At 49.7% G+C, this 26,564-nt stretch carries 12 protein-coding genes; all 12 read left to right on the top strand.

Annotated features, from left to right (window positions below; all coding sequences use genetic code 11):
• The first annotated feature begins 2 nt into the window (after positions 1–2).
• The 12 genes from ftsH (at position 3) to P159_RS0101685 (ending at position 26,532) form a co-directional block, all read left to right on the top strand.
• Entirely contained in the window at positions 3–1,952 is a 1,950-nt protein-coding gene (gene ftsH / locus P159_RS0101745; RefSeq protein ID WP_051650047.1) for an ATP-dependent zinc metalloprotease FtsH, read from the top strand.
• A gap of 57 nt (positions 1,953–2,009) precedes the next feature.
• Entirely contained in the window at positions 2,010–2,189 is a 180-nt protein-coding gene (gene tatA, locus P159_RS0101740) for a twin-arginine translocase TatA/TatE family subunit (protein ID WP_029540852.1), read from the top strand.
• 257 nt (positions 2,190–2,446) lie between these two features.
• On the top strand, positions 2,447–3,088 hold the full coding sequence (locus tag P159_RS0101735) for an amino acid ABC transporter permease (RefSeq protein WP_029540849.1): 642 nt from the start codon (positions 2,447–2,449) through the stop codon (positions 3,086–3,088).
• Complete coding sequence (locus tag P159_RS0101730; RefSeq protein WP_029540845.1) at positions 3,069–3,851, top strand: amino acid ABC transporter ATP-binding protein; 783 nt, start codon at positions 3,069–3,071, stop codon at positions 3,849–3,851. Before P159_RS0101735 ends, P159_RS0101730 begins: the two co-directional genes overlap by 20 nt.
• Positions 3,852–3,977: 126 nt before the next feature.
• Complete coding sequence (locus tag P159_RS0101725; protein ID WP_029540841.1) at positions 3,978–5,249, top strand: N-acetylmuramoyl-L-alanine amidase; 1,272 nt, start codon at positions 3,978–3,980, stop codon at positions 5,247–5,249.
• A 74-nt stretch (positions 5,250–5,323) separates the two neighbouring features.
• Entirely contained in the window at positions 5,324–6,541 is a 1,218-nt protein-coding gene (locus P159_RS19025) for an SEC-C domain-containing protein (protein ID WP_318253477.1), read from the top strand.
• A 69-nt stretch (positions 6,542–6,610) separates the two neighbouring features.
• On the top strand, positions 6,611–6,877 hold the full coding sequence (gene rpsT / locus P159_RS0101715; protein WP_029540836.1) for a 30S ribosomal protein S20: 267 nt from the start codon (positions 6,611–6,613) through the stop codon (positions 6,875–6,877).
• A gap of 78 nt (positions 6,878–6,955) precedes the next feature.
• Positions 6,956–8,752 carry a translation elongation factor 4 gene (gene lepA, locus P159_RS0101710; protein ID WP_029540833.1) on the top strand — a complete coding sequence of 599 codons (1,797 nt, stop codon included), beginning with the start codon at positions 6,956–6,958 and terminating at the stop codon, positions 8,750–8,752.
• 198 nt (positions 8,753–8,950) lie between these two features.
• Positions 8,951–10,084 carry a radical SAM family heme chaperone HemW gene (gene hemW, locus P159_RS0101705; RefSeq protein ID WP_029540830.1) on the top strand — a complete coding sequence of 378 codons (1,134 nt, stop codon included), beginning with the start codon at positions 8,951–8,953 and terminating at the stop codon, positions 10,082–10,084.
• Between the two features lie 74 nt (positions 10,085–10,158).
• Positions 10,159–10,344: a YjfB family protein gene (locus P159_RS0101700; protein ID WP_029540826.1), complete on the top strand. Its 186-nt coding sequence runs from the start codon at positions 10,159–10,161 to the stop codon at positions 10,342–10,344.
• Positions 10,345–10,574: 230 nt separating this feature from the next.
• Positions 10,575–11,963, top strand: coding sequence for a flagellin (locus P159_RS0101695; RefSeq protein ID WP_029540824.1), 1,389 nt, complete (start codon positions 10,575–10,577; stop codon positions 11,961–11,963).
• Between the two features lie 1,867 nt (positions 11,964–13,830).
• The gene (locus P159_RS0101685; RefSeq protein WP_029540819.1) at positions 13,831–26,532 is read left to right on the top strand and encodes a hypothetical protein; all 12,702 of its coding nucleotides are present in this window, start codon (positions 13,831–13,833) and stop codon (positions 26,530–26,532) included.
• Positions 26,533–26,564 lie beyond the last annotated feature (32 nt).

Here is a 26,564-nt window from a genome sequence, read left to right as displayed (position 1 = left end):
CCATGAATGAAGTAAAGAAGCCCGAGCGGCCCATTATCTTTTACTATATTGTGACCCTCATACTGCTGGTGGCCTTCAACCACCTCTTCATGCCCTACTTTGAAGCCAAGAAAGTGCAGGAGGTGGAATACAACACCTTTATCCAGCAGACCGAAGCCAAGAATGTGGAGAAGGTTTCCATCAAGGAAAACCAGATCATCTTCACGGAAAAAGAAGACGGCAATACTTATAAAACGGGCCGCTTGAGTGACCCGGACCTCACCAAGCGGCTCTACGAATCCGGGGCGGATTTCTCCGGGGAAATCGTGGAGGAGATGTCTCCCTTCATGAGCATTTTGCTGTCCTGGGTGCTGCCCCTCTTGATTTTCTTTGCCATCGGCCAGTATATGTCCCGCAAGATGATGGAGCGCATGGGGGGCGGCCGTGACTCCATGATGTTCGGCCTGGGGGGCTCCAAGGCGAAAGTCTACATCAAGAGCGCCCAGGGGGTGAAGTTCAGCGATGTGGCAGGGGAGGAGGAGGCTAAGGAGAATCTTTCCGAGATTGTCTCCTACCTCCATGACCCTGAGAAATTCAAGGCCATCGGCGCCTCCATGCCCAAGGGGCTCCTGCTGGTGGGGCCTCCCGGCACTGGCAAGACCCTGCTGGCCAAGGCCGTGGCAGGCGAGGCAGATGTGCCCTTCTTCTCTATGTCCGGCTCTGAGTTCGTGGAGATGTTCGTGGGCCTGGGGGCTTCCAAGGTGCGAGACCTTTTCAAGCAGGCCAAGGAAAAGGCTCCCTGCATCGTCTTCATTGACGAGATTGACGCCATCGGCAAGAAGCGCGACGGCCAGATTGGCGGCAATGACGAGAGGGAGCAGACCCTGAACCAGCTGCTGACGGAAATGGACGGCTTCGAGGGCAATTCCGGGGTCATTATCCTGGCGGCTACCAACCGGCCTGATTCCCTGGACCCTGCCCTCACCCGTCCCGGCCGTTTCGACCGCCGGGTGCCCGTGGAGCTGCCCGACCTCAAGGGTCGGGAGGAAATCCTCAGGGTCCATGCCAAAAAAATCAAGGTGCAGGCAGATGTGGACTACAACAAGGTAGCCCGCATGGCTTCCGGAGCCTCCGGGGCGGAGCTGGCCAACATCGTCAACGAGGCGGCCCTCAGGGCTGTCCGGGACGGCAGGAACGAAGCCAGCCAGTCAGACCTGGAGGAAAGCATAGAGGTGGTCATCGCTGGCTACCAGAAGAAGAATGCCATTCTCTCTGACAAGGAAAAGTGGACAGTGGCCTATCATGAGGTGGGTCATGCTCTAGTGGCTGCTCTCCAGACCCATTCCGCCCCTGTGCAGAAAATCACCATCATTCCCCGCACCTCCGGGGCCCTGGGTTACACCATGCAGGTGGAGGAGGAAGGAAACCACTACCTCATGAGCAAGGAGGAACTGGAGAACAAGATCGCCACCTTCACGGGAGGGCGGGCGGCCGAGGCCCTGATTTTTGACACCATCACCACGGGGGCTTCCAACGACATCGAGCAGGCCACCAAGATGGCCAGGGCCATGATCACCCGCTACGGCATGAGCGAGGAATTCGGCATGGTGGCTCTGGAGACTGTCACCAACCGCTATCTGGGCGGCGATACCAGCCTGGCCTGCTCCATCGAGACCCAGACTGCCATCGACCATCAGGTCATGGCCCTGGTGAAAAAGCAGTATGAGAAGGCCTACAAGCTGCTGGAGGATAACAGGGAGTCCCTGGAGAAGATCGCCAGGAAGCTCTACGAGCAGGAAACCATCACCGGAGACGAGTTCATGGAGCTGTTGGATGCGGAGAATGAAACAGGGCAGGAGGGAAATACTGCCCCTGACCAGGAAGGTATAACTGTTGCAACGGAAGAAAGTTTTGAAGAAAAATTGGCCAGGCAGCAGGAAAACGTTGATATACAGGAGAATATCAGAGAGTAAGAGTAAGATTGCCCATGATACGGATGTCCGGGCTTGTTTTTAGGAGGTCAACAAATCATGTTAGGACTTAGCATACCGAAACTTTTATTGATACTGGCAGTAGCTCTCGTGCTCTTCGGCGGCAAGCGCCTGCCACAGCTGGGCAGAAGCATCGGTGAAAGCATCAAGGGCATCAAGGACGGCCTGGCAGCAGAGCCGGTACCCATTGATGATAAGAAGGACGAACAACGCGCTTGAATGCAAACGCAAAGGCTGTGCCGTGAGGCACGGCCTTTTGTATTGCCTTCCCCTTGAGGGGAAGGTGCCCCGTTAGGGGCGGATGAGGTGAAGCGTTTATTTGCTTAGGTAACATATCGAATTTAGTTGCACCTCATCCGTCAGTCCTTCGTACTGCCACCTTCCCCTCAAGGGGAAGGCTTTACAGGTTCACAATTTCATAGTATAATATTCTGCGTTAATGCTTTATCATACTAAAGAAAGTTGGTAGAATATAGATGAACCTGCTGGATATGATCCTCCAGATGGCAGAGGGCAGCAAAGTCACGCTGGAAATTTTCTTCGTGACTTTGCTGCTGGCACTGCCACTTGGTATGCTGGCTTCGCTGGCCAGGCTGTCCTCCTGCCGTCCTTTGTCCCTGCTGATGGAATTCTACATCTGGCTGATGCGCGGGACGCCCTTGATGTTGCAGCTCTTATTCGTGTATTTTGCCCTGCCCATGGTGGGCATCATGCTGCCGGATCTGGCGGCGGCGCTACTGGCCTTCACCCTGAACTATGCCGCTTACTTTGCGGAGATTTTCCGCTCCGGCATCCAGGCGGTGCCAAAGGGACAGTATGAGGCAGCCAAGACTCTGGGCATGAGCTATACCCAGACCATGCGCAGGATTATTCTCCCGCAGGTTATCCGCATCGTGCTGCCTCCCATCAGCAACGAGACTATAAACTTGGTGAAGGATACTTCCCTTATCTATATCCTGGCCATGAATGACCTGCTGAGGGTGGCCCGCACTATCGTGCAGCGTGATTTTGACATGATGCCCTTCCTGGTGGCGGCGGTGTTCTATCTGCTCATGACCTTTGTGCTGACCTGGGGCTTCAAGCGTTTGGAGGTGCGTTATGGCAGATATGCAAAATAAAGGCGACGTCATGCTGCGGGTTTTGGACGTGAAGAAGTCCTTCGGGGACCTTGAGGTGCTGAAGGGCATTGACCTTACTGTAAGGCGGGGGGAAGTGCTGGCCATCATCGGTCCTTCAGGCTCAGGCAAATCCACTCTCCTGCGCTGTCTGAACAAGCTGGAAACCATTGATTCCGGTTCCATTGAGATTGAGGGCAAGCCTTTGGTCAGGACCGGGGCAGAGGGGACGGCCCAGTATGTGGACGGCAAGGCGGAAAGGGAAGTCCTCTCCCGCATGGGCATGGTGTTCCAGCAGTTCAACCTTTTCCCTCACATGACGGTGCTGGAAAACCTCATCGAGGCGCCAGTGCAGGTGCAGGGCATGAAAAAGGCGGATATTCTCCCTTATGCCAGGGAATTGCTGAAGAAAGTAGGCCTCAGCGACCGTGAGGACTACTACCCCAGCCAGCTCTCCGGCGGCCAGCAGCAGCGTGTAGCCATCGCCCGGGCTCTCTGTATGAAGCCTGATATCATGCTCTTTGACGAGCCCACTTCGGCCCTTGACCCGGAGCTTACTGGCGAGGTGCTGAAGACCATGCGGGAGCTTGCTGCCGAGCACATGACCATGGTGGTGGTGACCCACGAGATGGCCTTCGCCAGAGAGGCCGCCAGCCATGTGATATTTATGGCGGATGGGAATATAGTCGAAGAAAACTCACCTAAAGAGTTCTTTGGGAGTCCGAAGGAAGAAAGGACGAGGGCTTTCTTAAAAAATATGTTATAAAATAAAAATGGAGCTATTTTGCCAGTGGCAAAATAGCTCCATTTGCATTATAATATTGAATGTAGTGTGTGTGGAAGCGTTGGTGTACATAGAAATAATGTTCACATTTCCAAGTAGGAGGTTTCTATGAGACACTTAAGGCTCTTGATATTTATGCTTTTGGCCTTGATCCTCTTACCTCTGCAGGCTTCGGCTTCGGACTTTGGGGAGCGGGTCAGCGGCATGGCGGAGGTCACGGGGGTGCGCATCAGCAGCCATAGTGACAAAGTCCGCATCGTGGTGGAAGCCACGAAAGATATGGCCTTCAAGAAAATAATCCTTTCCAACCCGGACAGGGTGGTGGTGGATTTGCCCAATGCCTGGCTCAGTCCCAAGGCCAGGAAAGATCTTGATTTAGACAGTCCCTTCGCCGGACGGCTCAAGGTGGCACAGTTCGACAAGCAGACTGTGCGTATCGTGGTGGAAACCAAGGTAGGCAGGAACAACTACAATGTGTTCAAGCTGACAGGCGGAGCTACGGCCTGCCGCATAGTGTTGGACTTCGGGGACATCTCGGAAAGCTCGGATAACCGCAAGATAGATCTGCCGGATGGAAGTGCCCAGCAGCCTGAGCCTGCCTATACACCGCCGGCTTCCGAGACGGATGAGGTGGAGAAGGAGATGGCTTCCCCGGACAAGTCCGAAAGGACGGAGGAGCCTCAGGACACTGGCAAGAAAGAGACTGAAAAGAAAAATCCCATCAAGGTGGAGGAAACTCCCAGCGGAGGCATCTTTGAAGGCAGTGACAAGGACAGCGGTGATGAGCTGGATAAGATCACAGGCCTCAAGGGCAGGAAAATCGCCATTGATGCAGGTCATGGCGGCAGTGATTCCGGCGCCATCGGACCCACGGGGGTCATGGAAAAGACCATCACCCTGAAAGTCGCTACGGAGCTCAAGAATCTCCTGGTGGCAGAGGGGGCTACGGTCTATATGACCCGTACCAAAGATACGGAAGTGTCCCCCAAGAAAGGTCGGGCTACAGACATTGAGGAACTGCAGGCCCGTTGTGATATTGCCAATGCGAAGGACGCAGACATCTTCATTTCCATCCACATGGATTCCTTCACCAATGCTGCCGCCAAAGGCACCACGGGGTATTATTACGCCAGGGGCTCCAAGAAGTCCCGGGAATTGGCGGATAAGATCCGCCAGGGGGTCATAGACCAGATAGGCACCCAGAGCCGCGGCACCCAGAGCTGCAACTTCTACGTGGTGAAGCATACGGATATGCCTGCCACGTTGGTGGAGCTGGCCTTCATTTCCAACCGTGCGGAGGAGAAGCTCCTGTACAGCGATGCCGGCGCCAAGAAGGCTGCCCAGGGGATACTGGATGGCATAGAGGATTATTTCAATTAAGGTTTTTCAAAAAACCAACCTCAGTAAGATTGCGAGGTTGGTTTTTGGATTTTCAAGGTAGAGGAGTAAGTAAATTGCAGGACAAGAATTTCGAGAATCCCGCGGAGATGCTGGAAGCGGAAATGAAGGCGGAGGCTGAGGCACGCAGGGCCCAGCTCTACAGAAGGAAGCTGCCCAAGGAGCTCAGCCTGGCGGCTGCACTGGGGGAGATGACCAGGGCAGAGCTGGATGATATCCGCTATAACCTGAACGTCACGGGCACCAGCTCCCTGAAGAAAGCAGAGCTTATCGAGCGCCTGGTGCCGGAAATCACCGCTTTTGCCCGCCGCTGGCTGCCCTCCGCTCTGGTGGAGCAGCGCCAGTGCTTTGAGCATCTGCTGGAGAAGCAGGGCCTTTCCACGGAGCTGCGGGACGATGACCTGCGTCTTGACTATCTTAGGGGCATTGGCCTGCTGGCCTGCGGCGTGGACAAAGAATCCGAAAAGCTGGCCTGGTATCTGCCGGCAGAACTGCAGGAGGAAATCAGGAAGATCAGCGGCGGCGCCTACAACTCCATGACGGAGCTCAATACGGAAATGGCCCGTCTGACCGCAGGCCTCCTGTTCTACTATGGCTATCTGAACTTCGAGCAGCTTTACGGAATGGTCATGGGCTATCTTGACAAGTCGGCTGCTGCCGAGGTCACCTTCCAGGATTTCGTGGGGGTCATGCTGAACGCTTCCTGCTGGCTGCCACAGATTGATGCCCTGCCCCAGGGCATGCGCTATTATGCCCTGCTGGATGTGGAAAAGCTGGAGGACGAGCAGCATGCCCGTGAGGCTCTGGGCTTTGCGCCCCTGGCTTACGACAAGGTCTATGAGGCAGGTGAGGAGAACTACATCGAGTCCACCAACGAGTACCGCGCCTTTGCCCAGTACCTGATGAAAGAATGCGGCTACGAGGTGCTGCAGGCGGCTGATGTGGTGGGAGAGATCTACATCCTCCTGCAGAACAGCGGCGATATCAATGAGGCGGCTGATTATCTTTCCGGCCTGGGCCTCATGGAAGATACGGAAAAGGCCAAGGTGCTCCTGATGCTCACGGCTGCTTTCAACAACAGCACCCGCATGTGGCGCCTCAAGGGCTACACCCCGGACGAGCTTTCTGCCAATGAGGAGGGCGGCTCTATGGGCAAGGTGATTCCCTTCGGCAGCCACAGTAAGGCTGCAGGCCGCAATGATCCCTGCCCCTGCGGCAGCGGCAAGAAGTACAAGAAATGCTGCCTGAAAAAGGATGAGGCTAAGCTGAAATAAATAGCTTGCATTTCTCCGTCCTTCATGCTAAAATAGCAAGGTACTGAAATTTCGAGGGGGGTGAATCGTTTGCCGAATATCAAAGCATCTATCCTTAGTGTTAAGACTGACGCGAAGCGCCATGCTAAGAACGCTGCTGAGAAGTCCCGTGTCCGCACGGCTTCCCGTAAAGTGCTCGACGCTGTTGAGGCTGGTAACGCTGAAGAAGCGAAATCCCTCCTTACGGTTGCTTGCAAGACTATCGACCAGGCTGCTGCTAACCATGTGTATCACAAGAACGCTGCCAGCCGCAAGAAGTCCCGCCTTGCCCGCAAGGTCAACGCTATGGCAAAGTAATTCTCGCGATTACGATACAATGGAGCCGCCTGTGCTTTTCGCATGGGTGGCTTTTGTAATATTGAAAGGAAAATGTGAATGGAAAGCAAGCATATCCGCAACTTTTCTATCATTGCCCATATCGACCACGGCAAGTCCACCATTGCCGACCGTCTCATCGAGTACACTGGCACTCTGACCCAGCGTGAGATGGAGGCCCAGGTGCTGGACAATATGGATTTGGAACGGGAGCGCGGCATCACCATCAAGGCCCAGACCGTGCGCCTGGACTACCGGGGCAAGGACGGGGAGATGTATCAGCTGAACCTCATCGACACCCCGGGCCATGTTGACTTCACCTACGAAGTCTCCCGGTCGCTAGCCGCCTGCGAAGGCGCTCTCCTGGTGGTGGATGCTGCCCAGGGGGTGGAGGCTCAGACCCTGGCCAATGTCTATATGGCCTTGGAGCACGACCTGGAAATCATCCCCGTCATCAACAAGATAGACCTGCCCAGTGCCGAGCCTGACCGGGTGAAGCAGGAAGTTGAGGACACCATCGGTCTGGATACGGAAAACGCCATCCTGGCATCGGCCAAGGCGGGCATCGGCATTGAGGAAATCCTGGATGCAGTGGTGGAGCATATCCCTGCTCCGGAGGGTGACAAGGATGCGCCTTTGCAGGCTTTGATCTTTGACTCATATTTCGACTCTTACAAGGGGGCCATTGCCCATATCAGGGTGAAGCAGGGCCGCATCAAGAAGGGCATGAAGCTGAAGATGATGGCTACGGGCAAGGTCTTCGAGGTCACGGACGTGGGCTGCTTCAAGCCCCAGCCTGTGGAGCTGGGCGAACTGAACGTAGGCGAAGTCGGCTTCGTGGCTGGCTCTCTGAAGGACGTGCGGGATGTGCGGGTGGGTGACACCATCACCACCGCCGAGCGGGGAGCCAAAGAGCCTCTGCCCGGCTACCGCGGCGTGACTCCCATGGTCTACTGCGGCCTTTACCCCGTGGACAGTGCCGACTACGACAACCTGAAGGATGCGCTAGAAAAGCTGCAGCTCAATGATGCTGCCCTGGTCTTCGAGCCTGAGACTTCCGTGGCCCTGGGCTTCGGCTTCCGCTGCGGCTTCCTGGGCCTCCTGCACATGGACGTCATCCAGGAGCGTCTGGAGCGCGAGTACAAGCTGAAGCTCATCATCACTGCTCCTTCTGTTATCTATCACGTCTACAAGACCAACGGCGATATGGTGAAGGTCAGCAACCCTGCCGAGCTGCCGCCCCAGACGGAAATCCAGCACATGGAGGAGCCTTATGTGAAGGCCACTGTCATTGTGCCCAACGACTTTGTAGGCGCAGTCATGGAGATTTCCCAGGACAAGCGCGGGGAGTTCAAGACCATGGACTACCTGGACACCAACCGGGTGCTGATCACCTACCATATCCCCCTGAACGAAATCATCTACGACTACTTCGACCGCCTGAAATCCGCTACCCGGGGCTATGCTTCCCTGGACTACGAGCTGGCAGACTATCAGGAGTCCAAGCTGGTGAAGGTGGATATCCTTTTGAACGGCGATGCGGTGGATGCCCTGTCAACCATCGTCCATCGTGATCGGGCCGCCATTCGCGGCCGTCAGCTGGCTGCCAAACTGAAGGAAATCATCCCCCAGCAGATGTTCGAGATTCCCATCCAGGCCGCCATCGGCAGCAAGGTCATCGCCAGAGAGAACGTAAGAGCCCGCCGCAAGGACGTGCTGGCCAAGTGCTACGGCGGCGATATCTCCCGCAAGCGCAAACTCCTTGAAAAGCAGAAGGAAGGCAAGAAGCGCATGAAAGCCGTAGGCTCCGTGGAGATTCCCCAGGAAGCATTTATGGCCATATTGAAGATAGATTGACATAACAAAAGCCTTCCCCTTGAGGGGAAGGTGCCCCGTAGGGGCGGATGAGGTGGAACGCTGACTCGGTTATCTGCCGTGGTTAGTTAATTGGCACCTCATCCGTCAGCCTTTGGCTGCCACCTTCCAGGGTGTCCACCGGACACCCGCGGCTTCGCCGCCCCCTTAAGGGGAAGGCATATAGGGAGGTTTGTCCTAATGCAATGGGGCGTTTATGTGCATATTCCCTTCTGCAAGCGGAAGTGCAATTACTGTGACTTTGCCTCCTATGGAGGCCGGGAAGAAGCCAGAGAGGCCTATGTTGATGCCCTGGGGGTAGAGACTCTGGTGCGGGGGCAGGAAATGGTTTTGAAGCATGGTCGTCCTGCTACCCTTTACATGGGGGGGGGCACTCCCACGGCCCTGACTCTCGAACAGATGGGCACCGTCATGGCCCTGATGAAAAGCGTCTTCGGGGAGCCGGAGGAATTCACCGTAGAGGTGAATCCCGGCACTGTGGACGAGGAATACCTGAAAAAACTCCGGGAGTGGGGGGCCAACCGCCTGAGCATCGGCGTCCAGAGCTTCGATGATGATATCCTCAAAAGGCTGGGCCGCATCCATACGGCGGCGCAGGCAGAGGAAACCATCAGGGCCGCCCGTGAGGCAGGTTTTGAGAATCTCAGCCTTGACCTCATGTACGGCCTGCCGGGGCAGACCATGGAGATATTGAAAGACAGCGTGGAGAAAGCCCTTGAGCTTGCCCCTCAGCATATCTCCATCTACGGCCTGCAGGTGGAGGAGGGCACTCCCTTCTACCGTGACCAGCAGGAAGGAAAACTGGCCTTGCCGCCGGAGGCAGACACCGAGGCCATGTACGACTACATGACTGAGTTCCTGCCGGAGAAGGGATGGCGCCGCTATGAGATCTCCAATTTCGCCAAGCCCGGGCTTGAGAGCAAGCATAACCTCAGCTATTGGCAGGATGTGCCCTATCTGGGCTTAGGCGCTGCGGCCCACTCCTATCTTGACGGCATGCGCCTTGAGAATGTGGCTGACCTGGATGAATACATCAATACTATCAAGTCCGGCAGCCTCCCCCTGCGCTCCGAGGAAGATCCCAGCGAGCAGCATCACATGGAAGAATTTGCCTTCCTGGCCCTGCGCACTGCCAAGGGGCTGGACAAGAAGAAATTCAAGGAGACATTCGGCAAGGATCTGCGCTCCGTCTATGGCAAGAAAATCAACCGCCTGGTGCGGGAGGGCCTCTTGCAGGAAAACAAGAAGTCCATCTCCCTTACCAAAGCAGGGGCCAAGGTTGGCAACCAGGTCTTCGCAGAGTTCCTGCTATAAAAAACACTTAAGTTTTCCCCGCAAAACATCGATAATAAGGGTAACACGGAAGTGTTTTACTAGGAGGTGCGCCTATGGGTGACAATTACATGAGCATTGCGGCCATGTCCGTGAGCATGCATCAACAACAGGCAGCTCAGGACCTGGGCACCGCGGTGCTGAAAAAAGCGATGGAGACGGCCGAGAGCGGCACGGAGCAGCTCTTGGGCGAACTCAGCTCAGATCCGAATCTGGGCGCAAATGTAGACATACTGGCGTGAGTCCAAAATGGGCGGGAGCAGCAATGCTCCCGCCTAAACCATTTTATGGGAAAATTTTTTATGAATTTTTTCTGGAAACCCTTATTTTGTGCTTAAGAAAATCTAGGGTTCATTCGATATACTACATAGAGAGTTGAGCGTGTCTTCCAGGGCTTGGGAGGCAGTGAAGATAAGGGGCCGGAGATGGCTCCTGGCTTGGTTGGGAATATGTTAAAGAGGAGGCGGCCCCTATGGCACTCATAGTCAAGAACAACATGGACAGCGTTAATGCACTGAAGAACCTCAGCAAGAACAACGAGGCCATGAATAAGGATTTGAAGAGGCTGTCCAGCGGTGAGAAGATTACCAGTGCAGCTGATGGGGCATCCGAGTATGCAATCTCTGAGCGTATGAGGGTTCAGGTCAAGTCCTTAGATCAGGATGATCAGAATGCGCAGAATGGTATTAGCATTCTGAATACGGCTGCTGGGGCTCTAGACAGCACTATCAATATTCTTCGCACTATGAAGGAGAAGGCTATAGATTCGGCTAACGATCATAATACTGATGCTGACCGTGCTAATATTCAGAAGGTTTTTGATGAGTATATCAAGCAGATTGATGATAATGCTTTGGTGAGCTACAATGGTATCACCATGCTGGATGGCAGTCATAATTACAGTGTGGTGGAAGGGGGCACGTATACGCACCTTTCCAATTATAGGTTTGCCGATGATACCACTGGCGATACTAGTGTGCTTGACTTGACCAACAAGGATGGCAACAATCTCGGTTTGCAAACTACTGATACAGTTGCTATTTCCTGGGTTCAAAATGGTGAAACGCATACTGTGGAAGTGAGCCCGCTTGAGAAAGAAGATAGTAAGAGAAATCCTAACTATCATCCGTTACATCCTGAAAGGGGGCCTAAGTATTATTATTTCACAAGGCCATACACTTTAACGGAATTGGTAGATAAGTTGGGTGGTGTGATAACATTAAACAGCACCAGCAATTATATAGGTACAGACAAGTCTGGTGAAGAAGTTTATACGGCTGATGGCAGTAATGCTATTACACTGAAAGCTAGTCAGCCAGGATTGGCAGGTCAGATTGCGGGAATAACTTTTAAAATCACTGATGCTGGAGGGGAAATTAGAGACAATGCCAATAAGGTATTTGATTTCTTTGAAGAAAGCATTAGTGCAGAAAATTCCTCAGAGGATAACGCAATGGTCTTCCAGATTGGAACACAGGCTAATCAGTCGTTGCGCGCAGGGTTTGCTGATGTTCGGGCAATTGCATTGGGACTTCGTTCGTATAGTGACGGGATGGCGACTTTGAGTGTTTCAACTCAGACGAATGCCAATGTGGCTATAAATGTTTTGGACAACGCTTTGCAGAAAGTGTTGAATCAGCAGACGGGGGTAGGAGCAGAACTTAGCCGTTTGGAATATACGTCTGCCAACATAGTAATGAATAGCGAGAATACTCAAGCGGCTGAATCAGTCATTCGCGATGCGGATATGGCTAAAGAGCAGACAGCCTATGCTAGGGACAGTATCTTGACTCAGGCGGTGCAAGCGATGTTGGCGCAGTCGAATCAGAACAGCAGTTCAGTGCTTAGTTTGTTACAATGATTTGATTTTTAAGGATATGGAGAGGGGCACCTTTTGGTGCCTCTTTCGGTATTTTATATCATCAGGGATATAGTGAGGAATGGAGTGTATTTTTATGAACACGTTGACGAATAAAGATAAGCTGGCACTGCAGGTCAGTCTTGCTTTGGTTGCCGGCATGTTCAGTTTTGTGCCTACGGTTCATGCGGCACCAGTGCTGGATAAAGATGTGACTGGTGGAGCTACTATTACTACAGGAACAGATACGACTATCACGTCTACGATTGACAATAATGTCATAAACTGGGCAGATTTTTCTGTTGGCAGTGGGGAAAGTGTGACTTTTGACGGTGGGGAGAAGTCTGTTGCTAACGGTGCGCATAATTATCTAAATGTGGTTACAGGGAATGGTACTTCATACATAAATGGCGCTATGAGGGGGGGGAATGATGTTTATCTGGTAAATCCCCAAGGCGTTATAATGGGGGAGTCTGCCAATATTGATGTGGGGAATTTATACGTTTCTACTCAAGATTTGTCAAACCTTAAAAATATAATTGATGGTAAAGATAAGTGGGATGGCACAAGCAGCAGTGTTTTGAGCCCTTCAACCGTTCAGGCTGAAGTTGTTAACATGGGAAAAATAACGGCTAATTCTGTCTATGTTGAAGGCACTAATATCCGTTTTCTTAACACTGCTGATATTGTTTCTGCCGATGATGGCGAAGTTTTGAAAAAGGTCACCCTTAAGAGCAGTTCTGATGGATATGTGCATGTGGGATATTTGACTGCAGATCCAGGCGAGGCTGATTATAAAGATAAAAATGCAGGTAAAGCTAATAAAGCATCTTTCTTATATGGAGATACTAAAATTGTCGATTATATGTTGGTTAATAATGAAGATGAACTAAAAAATATTAATAATAATTTATCTGGTAATTATATGCTTGCTGATAACATAGAATTACCAGTAGAATATACTACGTCATGGGGGGTTAAAATTCCAAAGTCAAATTTCAAACCAATAGGCAAGGATAAGTCTGATGCTTTTAAAGGAAAGTTTGATGGTAATTTTTTTAGTATAAAAAATATTAGCATACAATATGATGATTATGTACAATATGCGGGGCTGTTTGGCTGTACTGATGGTGCAAGAATAGAAAATGTCAAGTTGGTTGATGTATCTATTACTGCAGCTCTTGATGAAGATAATCCTAAGTCACAATATGGTGCTGGGGGGATTGCAGGTTATGCAAATAATACAACTTTTATAAATGTTGCTAATTCGGTATCTGGTACATTAGACTCATTTGGTGAGGTTTCGGTAGTTGCAAATGCAGGCACAGTGAGTGGTCTTACGGTCGAGGGAGCTGCTGGAGGCTTAGTCGGGTGGTCCGCAGGAACAACTAGTATTTCAAACGCCTATAATGAGGCAACTATAGGTGATGGAAGTGGTTTGGTCGGTCAGGTTGTTGAAAAAGGTTTAAAGTTAAATAATTCTTACAATATAGGTGATATGAAGTATGGTACAGATGATAGCAACATAAAATATTATGGTTTGTATGGTGGAGAAGCAACAGCATCAAAAATTACTAATTCATATAATGCGGGGAAATTTTATAATAGCTCGGGTTCAGAGGATACCAGTAGTCATACTATTGGTCCGTCCGGTGGTACTAACTGCATTGATAATGCAACATCTACAAGTCAAAGTGATTATCCAGGACTTTTTTCTGGTACAGAAACAGCAAATGATACTTGGCGTATCTATGAAGGGCATAGTCTGCCTTTACTCCGCAGTTTCCTGAAGGCCAACAGTCATGGTACAGTAGCATTAAATTACAATGTCGGTCTTTATGCAGAAGAAAACGATACCACTCCCAGAGCAGTGATTCCAGGTTCTGCTGCCAAGGATCTTACTTATAATGGCTACTATATGGGAGTAGCCAAGAAAAACGGGAGCGTACTGTCTTCAAGTGGTGCACAGGGGCTTGACAGCAGCAAGATTGGCTACAATGATACGAAAGTTCGTGATGTAACTGCTGAAGGTGAGTCTGGCGTTAATTTCTTCTATTCTTTAGGCGGACAGGATGGCTATGACCTAGCGGACAGTTCCATCAAAGTGGTAGCACGCAACTTGTTGCCTGTTAGCGGTGATGTTCATATCACCAAGGTTTATGATGGTACTGACGACGCAAGCAAAGCTTTTAGTAATGCCTTGACGCTGTCTAATAATGCTGTCGATGTGGCAGATATTTATAATAATGGTGGCACAGTAAATGGCATAACTTATAAGGCTGGCACCTTAGTGGAAACCGGCTTGGTTAAGGTTACCAAAAGCGATGGTACTGTAGTTAAGACGGACGCTGTTACCCTGGATACTTCTGGTTTGACGGCAACTTATGCTTCTGGTGAGAATGTTGTAACCAAGGATACAGTAAATCTGATTTTCCCGAATGATCCTGATTCAATGCTGAAGGCCTCTTCTGACACTGATCATGCAACGGATTATACTAACTATACGTTTGATACTACGCCATTTGATACTAAGGCTATAAAAGTTATCGGCGACATCACACAGAGGCCTGTGCAGGTGTCGCTGACCCAGGCCACCGGTATTGACAAGATTTATGATGGAACTTCGCAAGTCATTGACGCCGTAGCTCCAGCGGATGCAGAGAAGGATAATCCTGAAAAGCATAAGTATCTAACTGGCAACATTACCGAAGAAAAATACAATGCCAGCGATGATAAAGGCAGGGGGATTATTACTGATGACCTTAAAAAGGTCGAAGTGGCTGTAAATAGTGCCTACTATTCCACCGATGGGACGGCGGCCAAGAAGATAGCTCAGGCCAATGATACGGCAAATGCTTACAAAGCGGTTTATAACTTGGAATTCAGCGGCGATTCCACCAAGATTAAGAACTATAAATTCCAGGATAAGAGCGGAAATGATCTGACCGATAATGTCCTTACAGGTACCGGCACCATTGCCAAGCGTAATGTGACGTTGGACAATATTGCCTTTTTGGACAAAGACGGCAAGGAAGTAGATAACAAGAAAACCTATGACTATACCTCTGCCTATACGGATGCGACTCAGGTGAGCTTTGAGTCTGATGCGGTGGCAACTGAAGAGGAAGCACTCGCTCAGACTAAGGTCACAGGAATCCTTAAGGATGACAAGGGCAGCTTTAATTTTACCTTGGACACTACCACCAATTCGCCTAAATTCTACGACAGCAATACTGGTACGCCTAAGGAAGCAAAGACTGTTAGCGATGCCAAATACATAAAGTATACTCTGGCAACTGCAGGTGATGCAGATGTCCTTAAGAACTATACCCTAAACGGCGAGGCGATAACCAACGGAACTGTGTCCGTCTATCGTGAAGGCGAGATTGAGAAGCGGGCTATTTCTGTGGCTATGCTGACTGATTCTGGCATTGACAAGACCTATGATGCCAAGGCAGCCGTGGTGGATGGGAGCAATAAAGGCTATCTGGATTTTAAGGGGACTGGGGCTAGCGGCACCACTACTACCAAGGGCTACGTGGGCTATGCTGGTGATACTGACCATAAACTTGTAGTGGATGATTATGGCAAGACCCGCAATGATGGGACTGCCTTCTCAATTAGTGCTGAGTACACCACTGCAGCTGCTGTTGGGAACGGTACGACTACCAATGCGGCAGATGTTTATGTGGATGACAATAAAAATGCAGCTGCCAAGAAAATCAAGTACACTGTATCTTTGACGGGAGATAATGCGGCAAACTACACCTTGAATGGCAAGGACAGCAATGAGGTGGAGCTTGAGGCAACGGGAACCATCAATCCCCGCAAGATTACTGTCATTAAGTTTGGCGATGTGTCCAAGAAATATGATGGTACGGCAACGGTAGGCGAGGTAAATGGTGTTACCCAGACCAGCAATCAGATTACTATTGCAGGTGTGACTATTGATGATTCAGATGGACTTACTCTGAACGAAAGTGGCCTGCTGGGTGATGATACCTATGATGCGGTGCTGGGCACTACTGGCGGTGTGATTTCCGCGGGCAGTGAGGCCAGCAAAAAAATTAAGGGCACCTATGGTACTCCGGGCTGGACCACAAGCAGCAGCACTGCCTTTAAGGCTGATGAACATGCCCATGCCGACAGCGGCAGCGCCACTGGCAAGAGCCGCCAGGTGCAGTATACTGGCGTCCAGAGTCTGACCAGCAGCAATCACAATTACACTACTGATGGCATGGATGATACTCAGTATGGCAAAGGGACTATCAACCCCTTGACCATAGATACTATTACCACTAGTGGCACGGGTGAAGTTAACAAGGTCTACGACGGTACTAAAAACGTTGTGGGCGGCTATCAGATGACTGCAACTTATGCTGATAATGGTGACATAACTATTGAGAATAAAAAAATTTCCAGTGATGAAGTGAAGTCAAAACTTGGCACTGTTACCATCAAAGGCGAAGGCGTAGGCGGCAAAAAAGTAAGTGTTGATCTGGCGGATGATGCTTATAGTGTAGATACCAACAAAACTCTTTATGACAGCGCCCATGTGAAGGACGTCAGCAAGATTGTTTACGCAGTGGAATTAGATGCCGATAATGGCGACTATGTGCTGGCAGATTCTGGTTCTGGCTATACCAAATCCTCTACTGGTTTGGCACTGATTGACAAGGAAAATAAGAACCTGATTACTGCCCGTGTGCTTAAAACTTCAGGTGTGACCGGGCTTACCAAGACCTATGACGGTACCACGGATGTGGTGGATGACAACGGCAATAAGCTGACGGGGGATAAAGTAGTCAAGTTTGAGGCTAAGACAGAAGTCACTGGTTTGACAGGTAATGATGGTGTGACCAATGTCTCCGTGGCAGAATATGCCGGGGATCTTCGGGATGGTTATGCTGCCAAGGATGCCAATATCTATACTGATGGTGTACAGGAATCAGTGAGCGGCAACAAGAAGGTCAAGTACACAGTAAAGCTTTCCGGCACTTATGCTGACACTGACTATGAAGTCTTTAAGGACACTAACTATGATGGCAAGTTTGCAAGCGCCAAGGATGATGGGAATACCTATACTGTTGGAGATGCTAAGTATGGCGGCAATATCAAGCAGAAAGATTTGAAAGTCTCCTTCAGTGACATTGAAAAAATCTATGACGGCAATGCCTATGTCATGGATTATAAGGACAGTGGGGGCACTACTCACACTGTAACTTTGACTGCCGGCAAAGATAATACTGATGCCAGCCTTACGGGTGTGGCAACTGGGGATACCATTAGCCTTACTACACAAGCTACCAGTGCCTTCCAAGCCACAGATAAGCTGGGCGCCGAGGATGTTGGCGAGCATGAGGTGAAGTATGACCTGGTTTCCACCAGCTCGGACCTCAAGAACTACCGTCTGGTGAACAGTGACGGCAGTAAAGCTTTAGAATTTACCAAGACTGATGATGGCTACACAGTCACTGCCTATGGCAAGGGAACTATTGACAAGCGGACGATTGATGAGATTACTGCAGTCATTGACAAGGTATCCAAGGTTTATGATGGCGGTACTTCCCTTACCTATGTCCACAATGCGTCTAATGGTTATGATGATAGCCAGAAGGCAACGGTGGACAAGATTACCTCTGTCAAGAGCCTTACTCTGGGAAAATTGACTATCACTACTGGCTTCCATGTGGACGAGGGCAATACCAAGTATGCTGATGCCAATGTAGGCAGCAGCAAGGCCATTACCTATACTTTGGTTTTGGAGAAGGATGCGCTTGGGAACTTTGAACTGGAAGATGGTTTGGGCAATTACGACAGCGATGGCAATTTTGTCTTTACCAAGGATACCAATAACAACGCCATCACGGCCAAGAATGTTTATGCGTCCCTGAACGACAAGGGACAGGCGGCTAATCCCACCAAGAGTTATGACGGCACTACCAATCTCCTGAATCTGGCCAAGAGCAACGGCAGCACGGTGGACCAGACGGCAGCCAATTCCTATGTGACCATCAGCGGCATGGAGACTGTAGATACAGCTTATACTGTTACGCCTACTTATGCAAGCAAGGACGTAGCTGTGGCTGATGGGAAAGTTGCGGCCAAGGAGAATGTGGTCAACTATGTGGTGAACGGCCTCAGTAAGAACTATAACCTGAGGACCAAAGACGACACAGCTACGGTGAATGAAACCGATAAGGAAATCGAATTCTATGGTAAGGGGACCATTGAGCCTAAGGCGCTTACTTTGGATGCTACCTTGGCAGAGAAGGTTTATGATACCCACAGTGATGTGGATTTGACCACCGGCACAGGTGTGACCTCTGTTCCTACCCTTACCCTGAAGGGGCTGGTGGGCACCGACAGTATCACTATTGCTACCACTGGCGATAATGCCATTGAGGGTAACTATGGTACTTATGCTAATGGCACCTTTACGGTTGACCCCAATGTGGCCTTTGTTGATAATGCTGAGAAATTCGATGCCAGTGAGGTAACCTATAAAGCTGTTCAGTACAGCAATGCAACAGGCTCTTTTAAAGCTGGTAATGGCAGCACTAAACTCACTAACTATACACTGGCTAATAGTAGTGACCATCTTTATGATGCCGACAGTGATACTCTTACCTTTACCAAGGATAAGGAAAAGGGCAAGATTACCAAACTGGCAGTAGATACGATTGAAGCGGATATTGATATTGTTACGAAGGTCTATGATGGTAATACTTCCCTTACTTATGATTATACTAATGATTTGAGCTATGATGAAAGCCAGCGCAAGAAAGCCAGTGCAGGGGACAAGGTCAATAACATTAAACTGGGTGACTTGGTGACCCTTGATTATGGTTATACCGTTAATAATGAGAATACACACTTTGATAATGCGAATGCAGGGGAAAATAACAAGGATGTTACCTATGAATTTACAGTAGACAGCAGCGTCATAAAGAACCTTGAATTGACCGGGGATAAGATTAAACCTGAAAGTAATGGCAACTATACCTTTACCCAGGTGAAGGAAGGAAATACCATTACGCCAAAGAATGTCTATGCTTCTTTGAGTGAAACTGGCGAAGAGGCTAATCCTACCAAGGTGTACGATGGCGAAACGACGGTCTTCGGTATTGCCAAAGATGGTGAAGAAACTGTTACTGCTGATACGGCTAAGAAGTATGTGAATATTACAGGTCTGAGAGACGAGGATAGTGATAAATATTCCGTTAATGCGGCTGCCTATCAAAGCAAGGATGTCGAAGTAAACATTAAGGCACTGCCTGTTGAGGAAGCTAACAAAATTGACTACACAGTTGGCGGTGTTGGCAACAATTATAAAATTAAAGCTGATGGTTTATTTGGAACCACTAATGATGACAATACGGTGACTTTGGTAGGGAAAGGCACTATAACGCCGCGTCCGCTTACGTTGACAGCTACTATTGCCCAGAAAACCTATGACAAGACGTCTACCGTCAAAATGGATAATAAAAATTATAATCTGGAAGATGGTGACGTGCTGCCTACGTTCACTCTGAACAATGTGCTGACGGAAAAAGGGGAGTCTGTGCAGTTTGGTGCTGTTACAGGTGAGTATGGTACTTATGCAACAGATGAAAAAAAGTTTACTTCAGATCCGAATGTGGCGCTGGATAAGAATAATGATGCAACTTACAAGGCTGTAAGGTATAGCTCTGTAAGGGGACATCTGACGTCTGATAATGGTACAAAACTGACCAACTACACCTTTGCTGACGATGAAGAACATCATTCTTATGATATCGTAGAGGATAAATTGGTCTTTGCGGCTGATAAGAAGATGGGGCTTATCACCAAGCGTAATGTTACTGCGATTACCCCGGACTTTAAGGCAGCCACCAAAGTCTACGATGGAGATACTCCCCTTGACTACGATCACACTGTTAAAGATTTGCACTATGACACTGACCAGGCAATCACGGGCAAAGCTAAAGATTTCGTCAATAGCATTACTCTGACTACTGATGGCTTGGGTGATGTAGATGTTAATCGTGATTCTTACAGTGTTGTAGGCAACTACGAGACGCCGGATGTAGACACGGATAAGAAAGTTACCTATAAATTGTCCATAGCCAAGGACTTTGCCAGGAATTACAATCTGGGTACTCTGGAGGGCGGTTTCTACAAAGATGGTGACTTCAACTTTGAGGAAGAAACCAATAACAATACTATTACGCCCAAGAATATCTATGCTTCCCTGACTGATGAAGGTGAAAAGGCCGATCCTACTAAGGAGTATGACGGCACCAAAGAAGTCTTTGGCAAGGCTATGGATGGAGAGACTGTCGTTGACGAGAACAAGGTCAAAGAGTCCTATATAGATCTCCCAGGGTTTGTGGACAATGACAGTTATACAGTTAGTGCGGCCTACAATAACAAGAATGTTAAGAAGGCTCGTTCTATTAAGTACACTATTAAGGATGTCAGCCCGAACTATAAACTTTACACAAAGGATAGCGATGGTGAAGTAAGCGAAAGTAATTCCCTTATGGGTGGAGGTACTATCACTCCGCGTGGCTTGACTTTGTCCGCTGACCTTGCGCAAAAGACCTATGATGGAAATGCCAATGTGAAGTTTGAGATAACGGAAGATGGCGATAAAGTTCCTACGTTCAGCCTTCCTACCGGGGTAGAAGGAGAGGAAATTAAGCTTGATTCCAGCATCATTACTGGTGTATATGGCACCTACACGGATGCTGATGGATTTGTGGCTGATGCCAATGTTGCCCTTGATGGCAACAATAAGGCAACCTATAAGGCTGTTCAGTATAGCAATGTGGGTAAATCTTTGTCTGCAGGTAATGACCAGACGGATATGTCCAATTACAAATTGGTCAACTACAAGGATGCTCACCTTTACAACAGCGCTACTGATGAACTGACGTTCCTGGCTGCCAAGGAGAAAGGTCTTATTACCAAGCGTAAGGTTAATGAGATTGGGACGGTCATTGATGAAATTGTAGACAAGGTCTATGATGGAGAGACTTCCCTTACTTATGACCATACGGCTGAAGATTTGGAGTATGACGATACTCAGAATAAGGATAAGTCAAACGCTTCGGATTATGTCCATGGCGTGACCTTGACTACTGACCAGCAGAAAAATGTGGATGCTGTTTATAGTGTTGCTGCAGATTATGATACTGCCAAGGCAGGAGAGAATAAGGACATCACTTATAAGATGACCATGGGCGTAGATTTCGCCAGAAACTACGAGATGGATTCCATTAAGAATGGTGAATATGATAGTGATGGCAATTTCATCCTGACCGAGACCACTAAGGGCAACACTATTACGGCAAAGAACATCTATGCTTCACTGAATGATGATGGTTTGGCTGCCAATCCTACCAAGGAATATGATGGTACGACTGATGTTCTGAATGTGACAGTTGATGGTGGAAAAGTTGTTGACGAGGCAAAGGCCAAGTCCTATGTGAAGGTAAAGGGCCTGGTTGGTGATGACAAGGACAAGTATAAGGTAGATGCCGTATATAACGACAAGAATGTAGTAGTCGATGATAATGGCGAAGTTCAGACTAAAGCGCATAAGGTAACTTATACGGTAGATGGTATCGATGACAATTATAAGCTTCATGATGTTGATGACAATCACAATGATAAGAACACGGCAACCCTGACGGGGACCGGCACCATCACTCCGCGTGAGATCAAGCTGGAGTCTGATTTGGCCCAGAAGACTTATGACCAGAATGCCAATGTGAAGCTGACGAATGAGAATCTCGAAACCGGTGATAGTCTGCCTAATCTTAGGGTAGAAACCGGGGTAAAGGGAGAGAGCATCAATACCAGTGTCAGCAGCGGTGTTTACGGCAATATTGTCGATGGGACTTTCAATGAGGATGCCAATGTTGCTCTTGATGCTGACAGAAATGCAGCTTACAAGGCTGTCAAGTACAGCGGCGTAACGTTGTCTGAAGGCAACAAAGATACTGATTTGAAGAACTACAAGCTGGTTGACGGCGAGGCTGTGCTTACAGATGGGGATTGGGTCTTTGCAGCTGATACGCAGAAGGGTCTTATCACCAAGCGGGGCATTGCTGCTGTCGATGCCGATATAGACCCGTTCAGCAAGGTTTATGATGGAACTGCTTCTCTGATTTATAACCACACGGCAAGTGATTATGAAGATCCTAATCAGGTTGAGCAGAAAGCTGCGATAACTAATATCAATGGCGTTACCTTGGGAACTTATGCCATTGAAGCAGATGATTACTCCGTTGAAGAGGCAAATACTAAGTTCGATAATGCCGGCGTTAGCATTGGGGACAAGGCAATTACCTATACTTTGAGAGTAAACAGCGACGTTATCAGCAATTACGATGTGGCTGAAGGCCTTGGCAATTGGAATGATGACTACAGCTTTACTTTTACTAAGGAAACCAACAAGAATTCCATTACTCCCAAGAACGTCTATGCTTCTCTGGTTGACAACCTCAATCCCACTAAGGTCTATGATGGCACTATCACAGTGATTGGCGCGGCAAAGAATAATAATGAAGGTGATGCCATAGATCAGGCTGCGGCCAACTCCTTTGTGAACCTCAAGGGCCTGTTGGATGGGGAAGATAACATTACTGTTACGCCGACTTATCAGAATAAGAATGTAGAAGTTGATGACAAGGGCAAGGCTCAGGCTGGCAAGAATGCTATTAACTATGTTATTAGCGGTGTCAATGGCAATTACAACCTGTATACCAAAGACGCTGATGGAAATATCAGTGCTAAGCCCAATGATACGCTGGTGGGCGATGGCACTATCAATCAGAAGGAAATCAACCTTAAGGTTGGTTATGCAGAGAAAGCCTATGATGCCAAGTCAGATGTCAATCTGGTGAAAACTGATACCAGCGCTGATGATGATAAGTACCCGACTTTTGAGGTTAGCGGCACAATTGAGGGAGAGAATCTTCAGGTTGCCATCAATGGCGATACGCTCATTAAAGGCAGCTATGGCAATTACAATGACGGCGTGTTCACCGAAGATGAGAATGTGGCTTATAAGGGTGGCACGGTAAACTATGATGACAGTGATGTAACATTCAAAGCGGTGCAGTATAGTAATGTGCATGGCTCGCTGATCGGCATAGAAGAGGGCACCTTGGGCACCAACTACAGGATTGCCGAAACCAATGGTAGCTACGATGCTGACACGGATACCCTGACCTTCACGGCTGACCAGGAAAAGGGCAAAATCACCAGGCGCCTTATTACCGGCACTGAGACACAGTGGTCTGGCGAGGTGGTCAAGGAATATGATGGCACCAATAAACTGGTGGGCAAGGATGCAAGCGATGGCTTCAAGATTTTAGGCGTGTATAAAGCAGGGGACGAGGAAGTAAAGGTTCCCATTGGCTACAATCTGGTAGATGCTGGTTATGGATATGCCTATGCCTATGATGATACCCCCACGGGTCCCATAAAGGATGTGGGTGAGAATCTGCCTGTGTACTACAAGATTGATGGCCTGTCAGATGAATCCCTGAAGAATTTCAAGCTGGCTGATGGCTATACTTCCGAGTCCTATCACAGGTACTTTACCCGTGACGACAAGGCAGGCACGATTACCCAGAGGGTCATTTCCGGCAAGGCCAGAAGCGCCCTGCAAGAGAAGATTTATGATGGCAATGACAGCGCCAAGTTGGTGGCAGAGGACGGGACTCCGTATTTTGCCATCGATGAGGAAGATCTGGATGTCATCAATCTGGACAGGGCAAATGGCGAGCTTGTTTCTACGGTCAATGTGAAAGCAGCCTATGAGGACAAGAATGCCAGTATCAGTCCTGAGGCCACGGCCGAGGGCGGCAAGGTAATCAACTACGCCATGGCCTGGGCAGATGCCAAGGACATGGCGAACAAGAATTATATCTTTGCTGACGGCAACGGTGGCCAGACGTCCGACTATCAGGGCTATGGCGATATCCGCCAGCGCAAGGTCTATGTGGAGGACAAAGGAGGCGAGCTGCTCAGCAAGGAATATGATGGCAGGAAGGTCTTGTCCAAGGATGCGGATCTGTCTGGCAGGTTCGTGCTGGAGGGCAGGAATGACGAGGATGAGAGCGGCATCATTGATGCCGGGGTGGGCCTGAATTACTCTGCCATCAGAGGCGAGTACGATACCAAGGATGTGGCCCGCGATAAGAGCGGCAATGTCATCAATAAGGATGTGACCTTCAAGAAGTTTGAGCTGGAGGACAGCAAGACTGCCGATGGCAATGATGCAGGCAACTATGCCCTGGCCATCAAAGACGGCAGCAGCTCTGACGGCAGCATCAACTATGCTGTCACTGATGAGGGCATAGAGATCACTGAGAAGGAAGGAGGCAGGATAGATCCCAAGAACATCACCGTCGCCATCAGGAAGAGTCCTACCAAGCAGTATGATCAGGACAAGCTGGTCAAGGGCGAATATGAGGATGAAGATGGCAATAAGGTGTCTTATGCGTCAGCTTCCAACCTGACGGCTGCAGCCGATGGTGCGAAGGTCAGCAGGTCCTTTGGCAATGCCAACAATATGACCTTGAGCCTAGACCCGGGCAGCGGCGAAACGGAAAGCTTTGATGTGACGCTGACGGATACTCCCACCTATGATGATGAGAATGTCAGCAGGAAGAACGGCAAGGTGCAGAAGGACAAGGCTACCTTCTACAAGCTCAGCTGGAACAATTCCAACTACGATCTGGCAGGCAATTTCACCGCCGATGGCACTAACGGCTACACTTCCGGGAACGGCGAGACCCGCACTGGCGTGCTTCAGGATAATGCCGGTGAGATCACGCCGTATACCATTTCTGTGAAATCCATAGATTCTTCCAAGACTTACGATGGAACCAGGGTGGCCAATAATAATAATCTCACAGTCAATGAGTTTACTATTGATGAGGCTGGAGCGGCGTTTGTCAATCAGGATATGATTAACAGGAAGATGGCTGGCGATGGCAACATTCAGGATTTCCTGGGGCTGACTGTGGGCAAGGCTACCTATGGTGCTCCTACGAAGAAAGCATTGGAGGCAGCTAAGAGGGATGAAAGCATATCTGATAAGGATATAGCAGAAGCTGCCCCCAAGGATGCCGCTTTCAACAGGACATCGGCTCCCTTCCAGCATCAAGTGGTATACAATAGCCTTGCCCTGGGTAATGGCAACTATGAGCTGGACAAGGATGAATTTGACGGTACAGGCATCATCAACAGGGCCGTTATCACTGCTCATGGCAGCAGCGCTACCATTACGGCCGGCCAGGATATGCCGACATTTACCGGAACATTGACAGGTTTTGTGGACGGCGAGACCATGCCTGTGAACGTTACGGAAACCATCAAGAATGAAGATGGTACAACTTCTACCGGCACTACCACCAAACAGGTGCCGCTGGCAGAGTATTACAATGATGCCGAACACATTTATTGGGGGCCTGAGGCCAGTGTTACCAAGTACAGCGTAGGTGAGCATGATGTCTACGGATGGTATCGCATCCCCAGAACGGAACTGGCCTATAATGAAGATGGTACCCTTAAGGTAGATGAGAACGGCAATCAGGTCTATAACCATTATTTGGATCTGTATAAGGAGGCTAACTTAGACAAGAATTATACTTTGAAGAAACAGGAGCCGGGCAATTTCGTGGTGAATCCTTATTCTGGTGGTGGCGGTGGCTATACGCCGACCCCAACTCCGGAACCGACGCCAACCCCGACGCCAACCCCGACGCCGACCCCGACGCCGACCCCGACGCCAACCCCGACGCCGACGCCGACCCCGACGCCGGTTCCTGCGCCTGAGGCAGAGCCTGTATTAGCGGATATCGGCTATGTAGAAAAGCCTATTGTCCCGGACAGCAATGTATACAAGAATGTTTCCAAGGATCAGAGCACAGCCACCGGCAATGGGGCTTCAGCTACCATTCAGTATGGCGAAGATACCACGGCTGTTTCCTCCGTCAATGGGACAACCGGTTCTTCCGGTACTGTGGCTATTGAAATGGCTGAGGTGGTAAATCTCCTGGGTGAGGATGTGGCAAGTGACGGCAGCATGAGCCTCAGCAACACGGACAAGGGCAAGGAACTTTATGTGGAGAGCACAGAAGAAGGTTACCTCAGCGTGGGTGCTGCTGATGGCGAAGGCTCTATAAGCATCGAGACAGAAGATGGAGCGCTTGTGGCAGAGGCCGGGAGCAAGGAGGGAACTATCGGAATTGAAACAGAAGATGGCACTTTGCTAAATTCCGGGCGGAGGAAAGAACTCCTGACGGCAGAACTTTCCGAAGCTGATGAAGGTACAGGCGATGGCTCCGGCAGCAGTTCTTCTTCCAACGGAAGGAATGGCAGAATCAGTCTGGAAACACAGGACAGCGACAGTGACCTGACTATCACCGGTGATGACAGCCTGGTGCCTCTTGAGGATAACGAGAATAAGAAGGACAAGGAGGAAAAGGAGGACAAGGACAAGGAAAACAGTGAAGAAGACGAAAGCCGTGAAGGAAAGGCAGCTATTACCTATAGCGATGTAGCATAACAGAAAGGCCCTGCCGGGAGTTTGGCAGGGCC

Source organism: Selenomonas sp. AB3002 (genome assembly GCF_000702545.1).
GTDB classification, from domain to species: domain Bacteria; phylum Bacillota; class Negativicutes; order Selenomonadales; family Selenomonadaceae; genus Selenomonas_B; species Selenomonas_B ruminantium_A.
Note: the sequence above shows the minus strand (reverse complement) of the source record. Positions and strands in the feature narration are given on the sequence as shown.

What these genes read in the sequence shown, in the direction of transcription:
- P159_RS0101730 (WP_029540845.1), top strand. Translation starts at nt 3,069, where the DNA reads ATGGCAGATATGCAAAATAAAGGCGACGTCATGCTGCGGGTTTTGGAC.
- P159_RS0101695 (WP_029540824.1), top strand. Translation starts at nt 10,575, where the DNA reads ATGGCACTCATAGTCAAGAACAACATGGACAGCGTTAATGCACTGAAG.
- P159_RS0101725 (WP_029540841.1), top strand. Translation starts at nt 3,978, where the DNA reads ATGAGACACTTAAGGCTCTTGATATTTATGCTTTTGGCCTTGATCCTC.
- ftsH (WP_051650047.1), top strand. Translation starts at nt 3, where the DNA reads ATGAATGAAGTAAAGAAGCCCGAGCGGCCCATTATCTTTTACTATATT.
- lepA (WP_029540833.1), top strand. Translation starts at nt 6,956, where the DNA reads ATGGAAAGCAAGCATATCCGCAACTTTTCTATCATTGCCCATATCGAC.
- hemW (WP_029540830.1), top strand. Translation starts at nt 8,951, where the DNA reads ATGCAATGGGGCGTTTATGTGCATATTCCCTTCTGCAAGCGGAAGTGC.
- tatA (WP_029540852.1), top strand. Translation starts at nt 2,010, where the DNA reads ATGTTAGGACTTAGCATACCGAAACTTTTATTGATACTGGCAGTAGCT.
- P159_RS0101700 (WP_029540826.1), top strand. Translation starts at nt 10,159, where the DNA reads ATGGGTGACAATTACATGAGCATTGCGGCCATGTCCGTGAGCATGCAT.
- P159_RS0101735 (WP_029540849.1), top strand. Translation starts at nt 2,447, where the DNA reads ATGAACCTGCTGGATATGATCCTCCAGATGGCAGAGGGCAGCAAAGTC.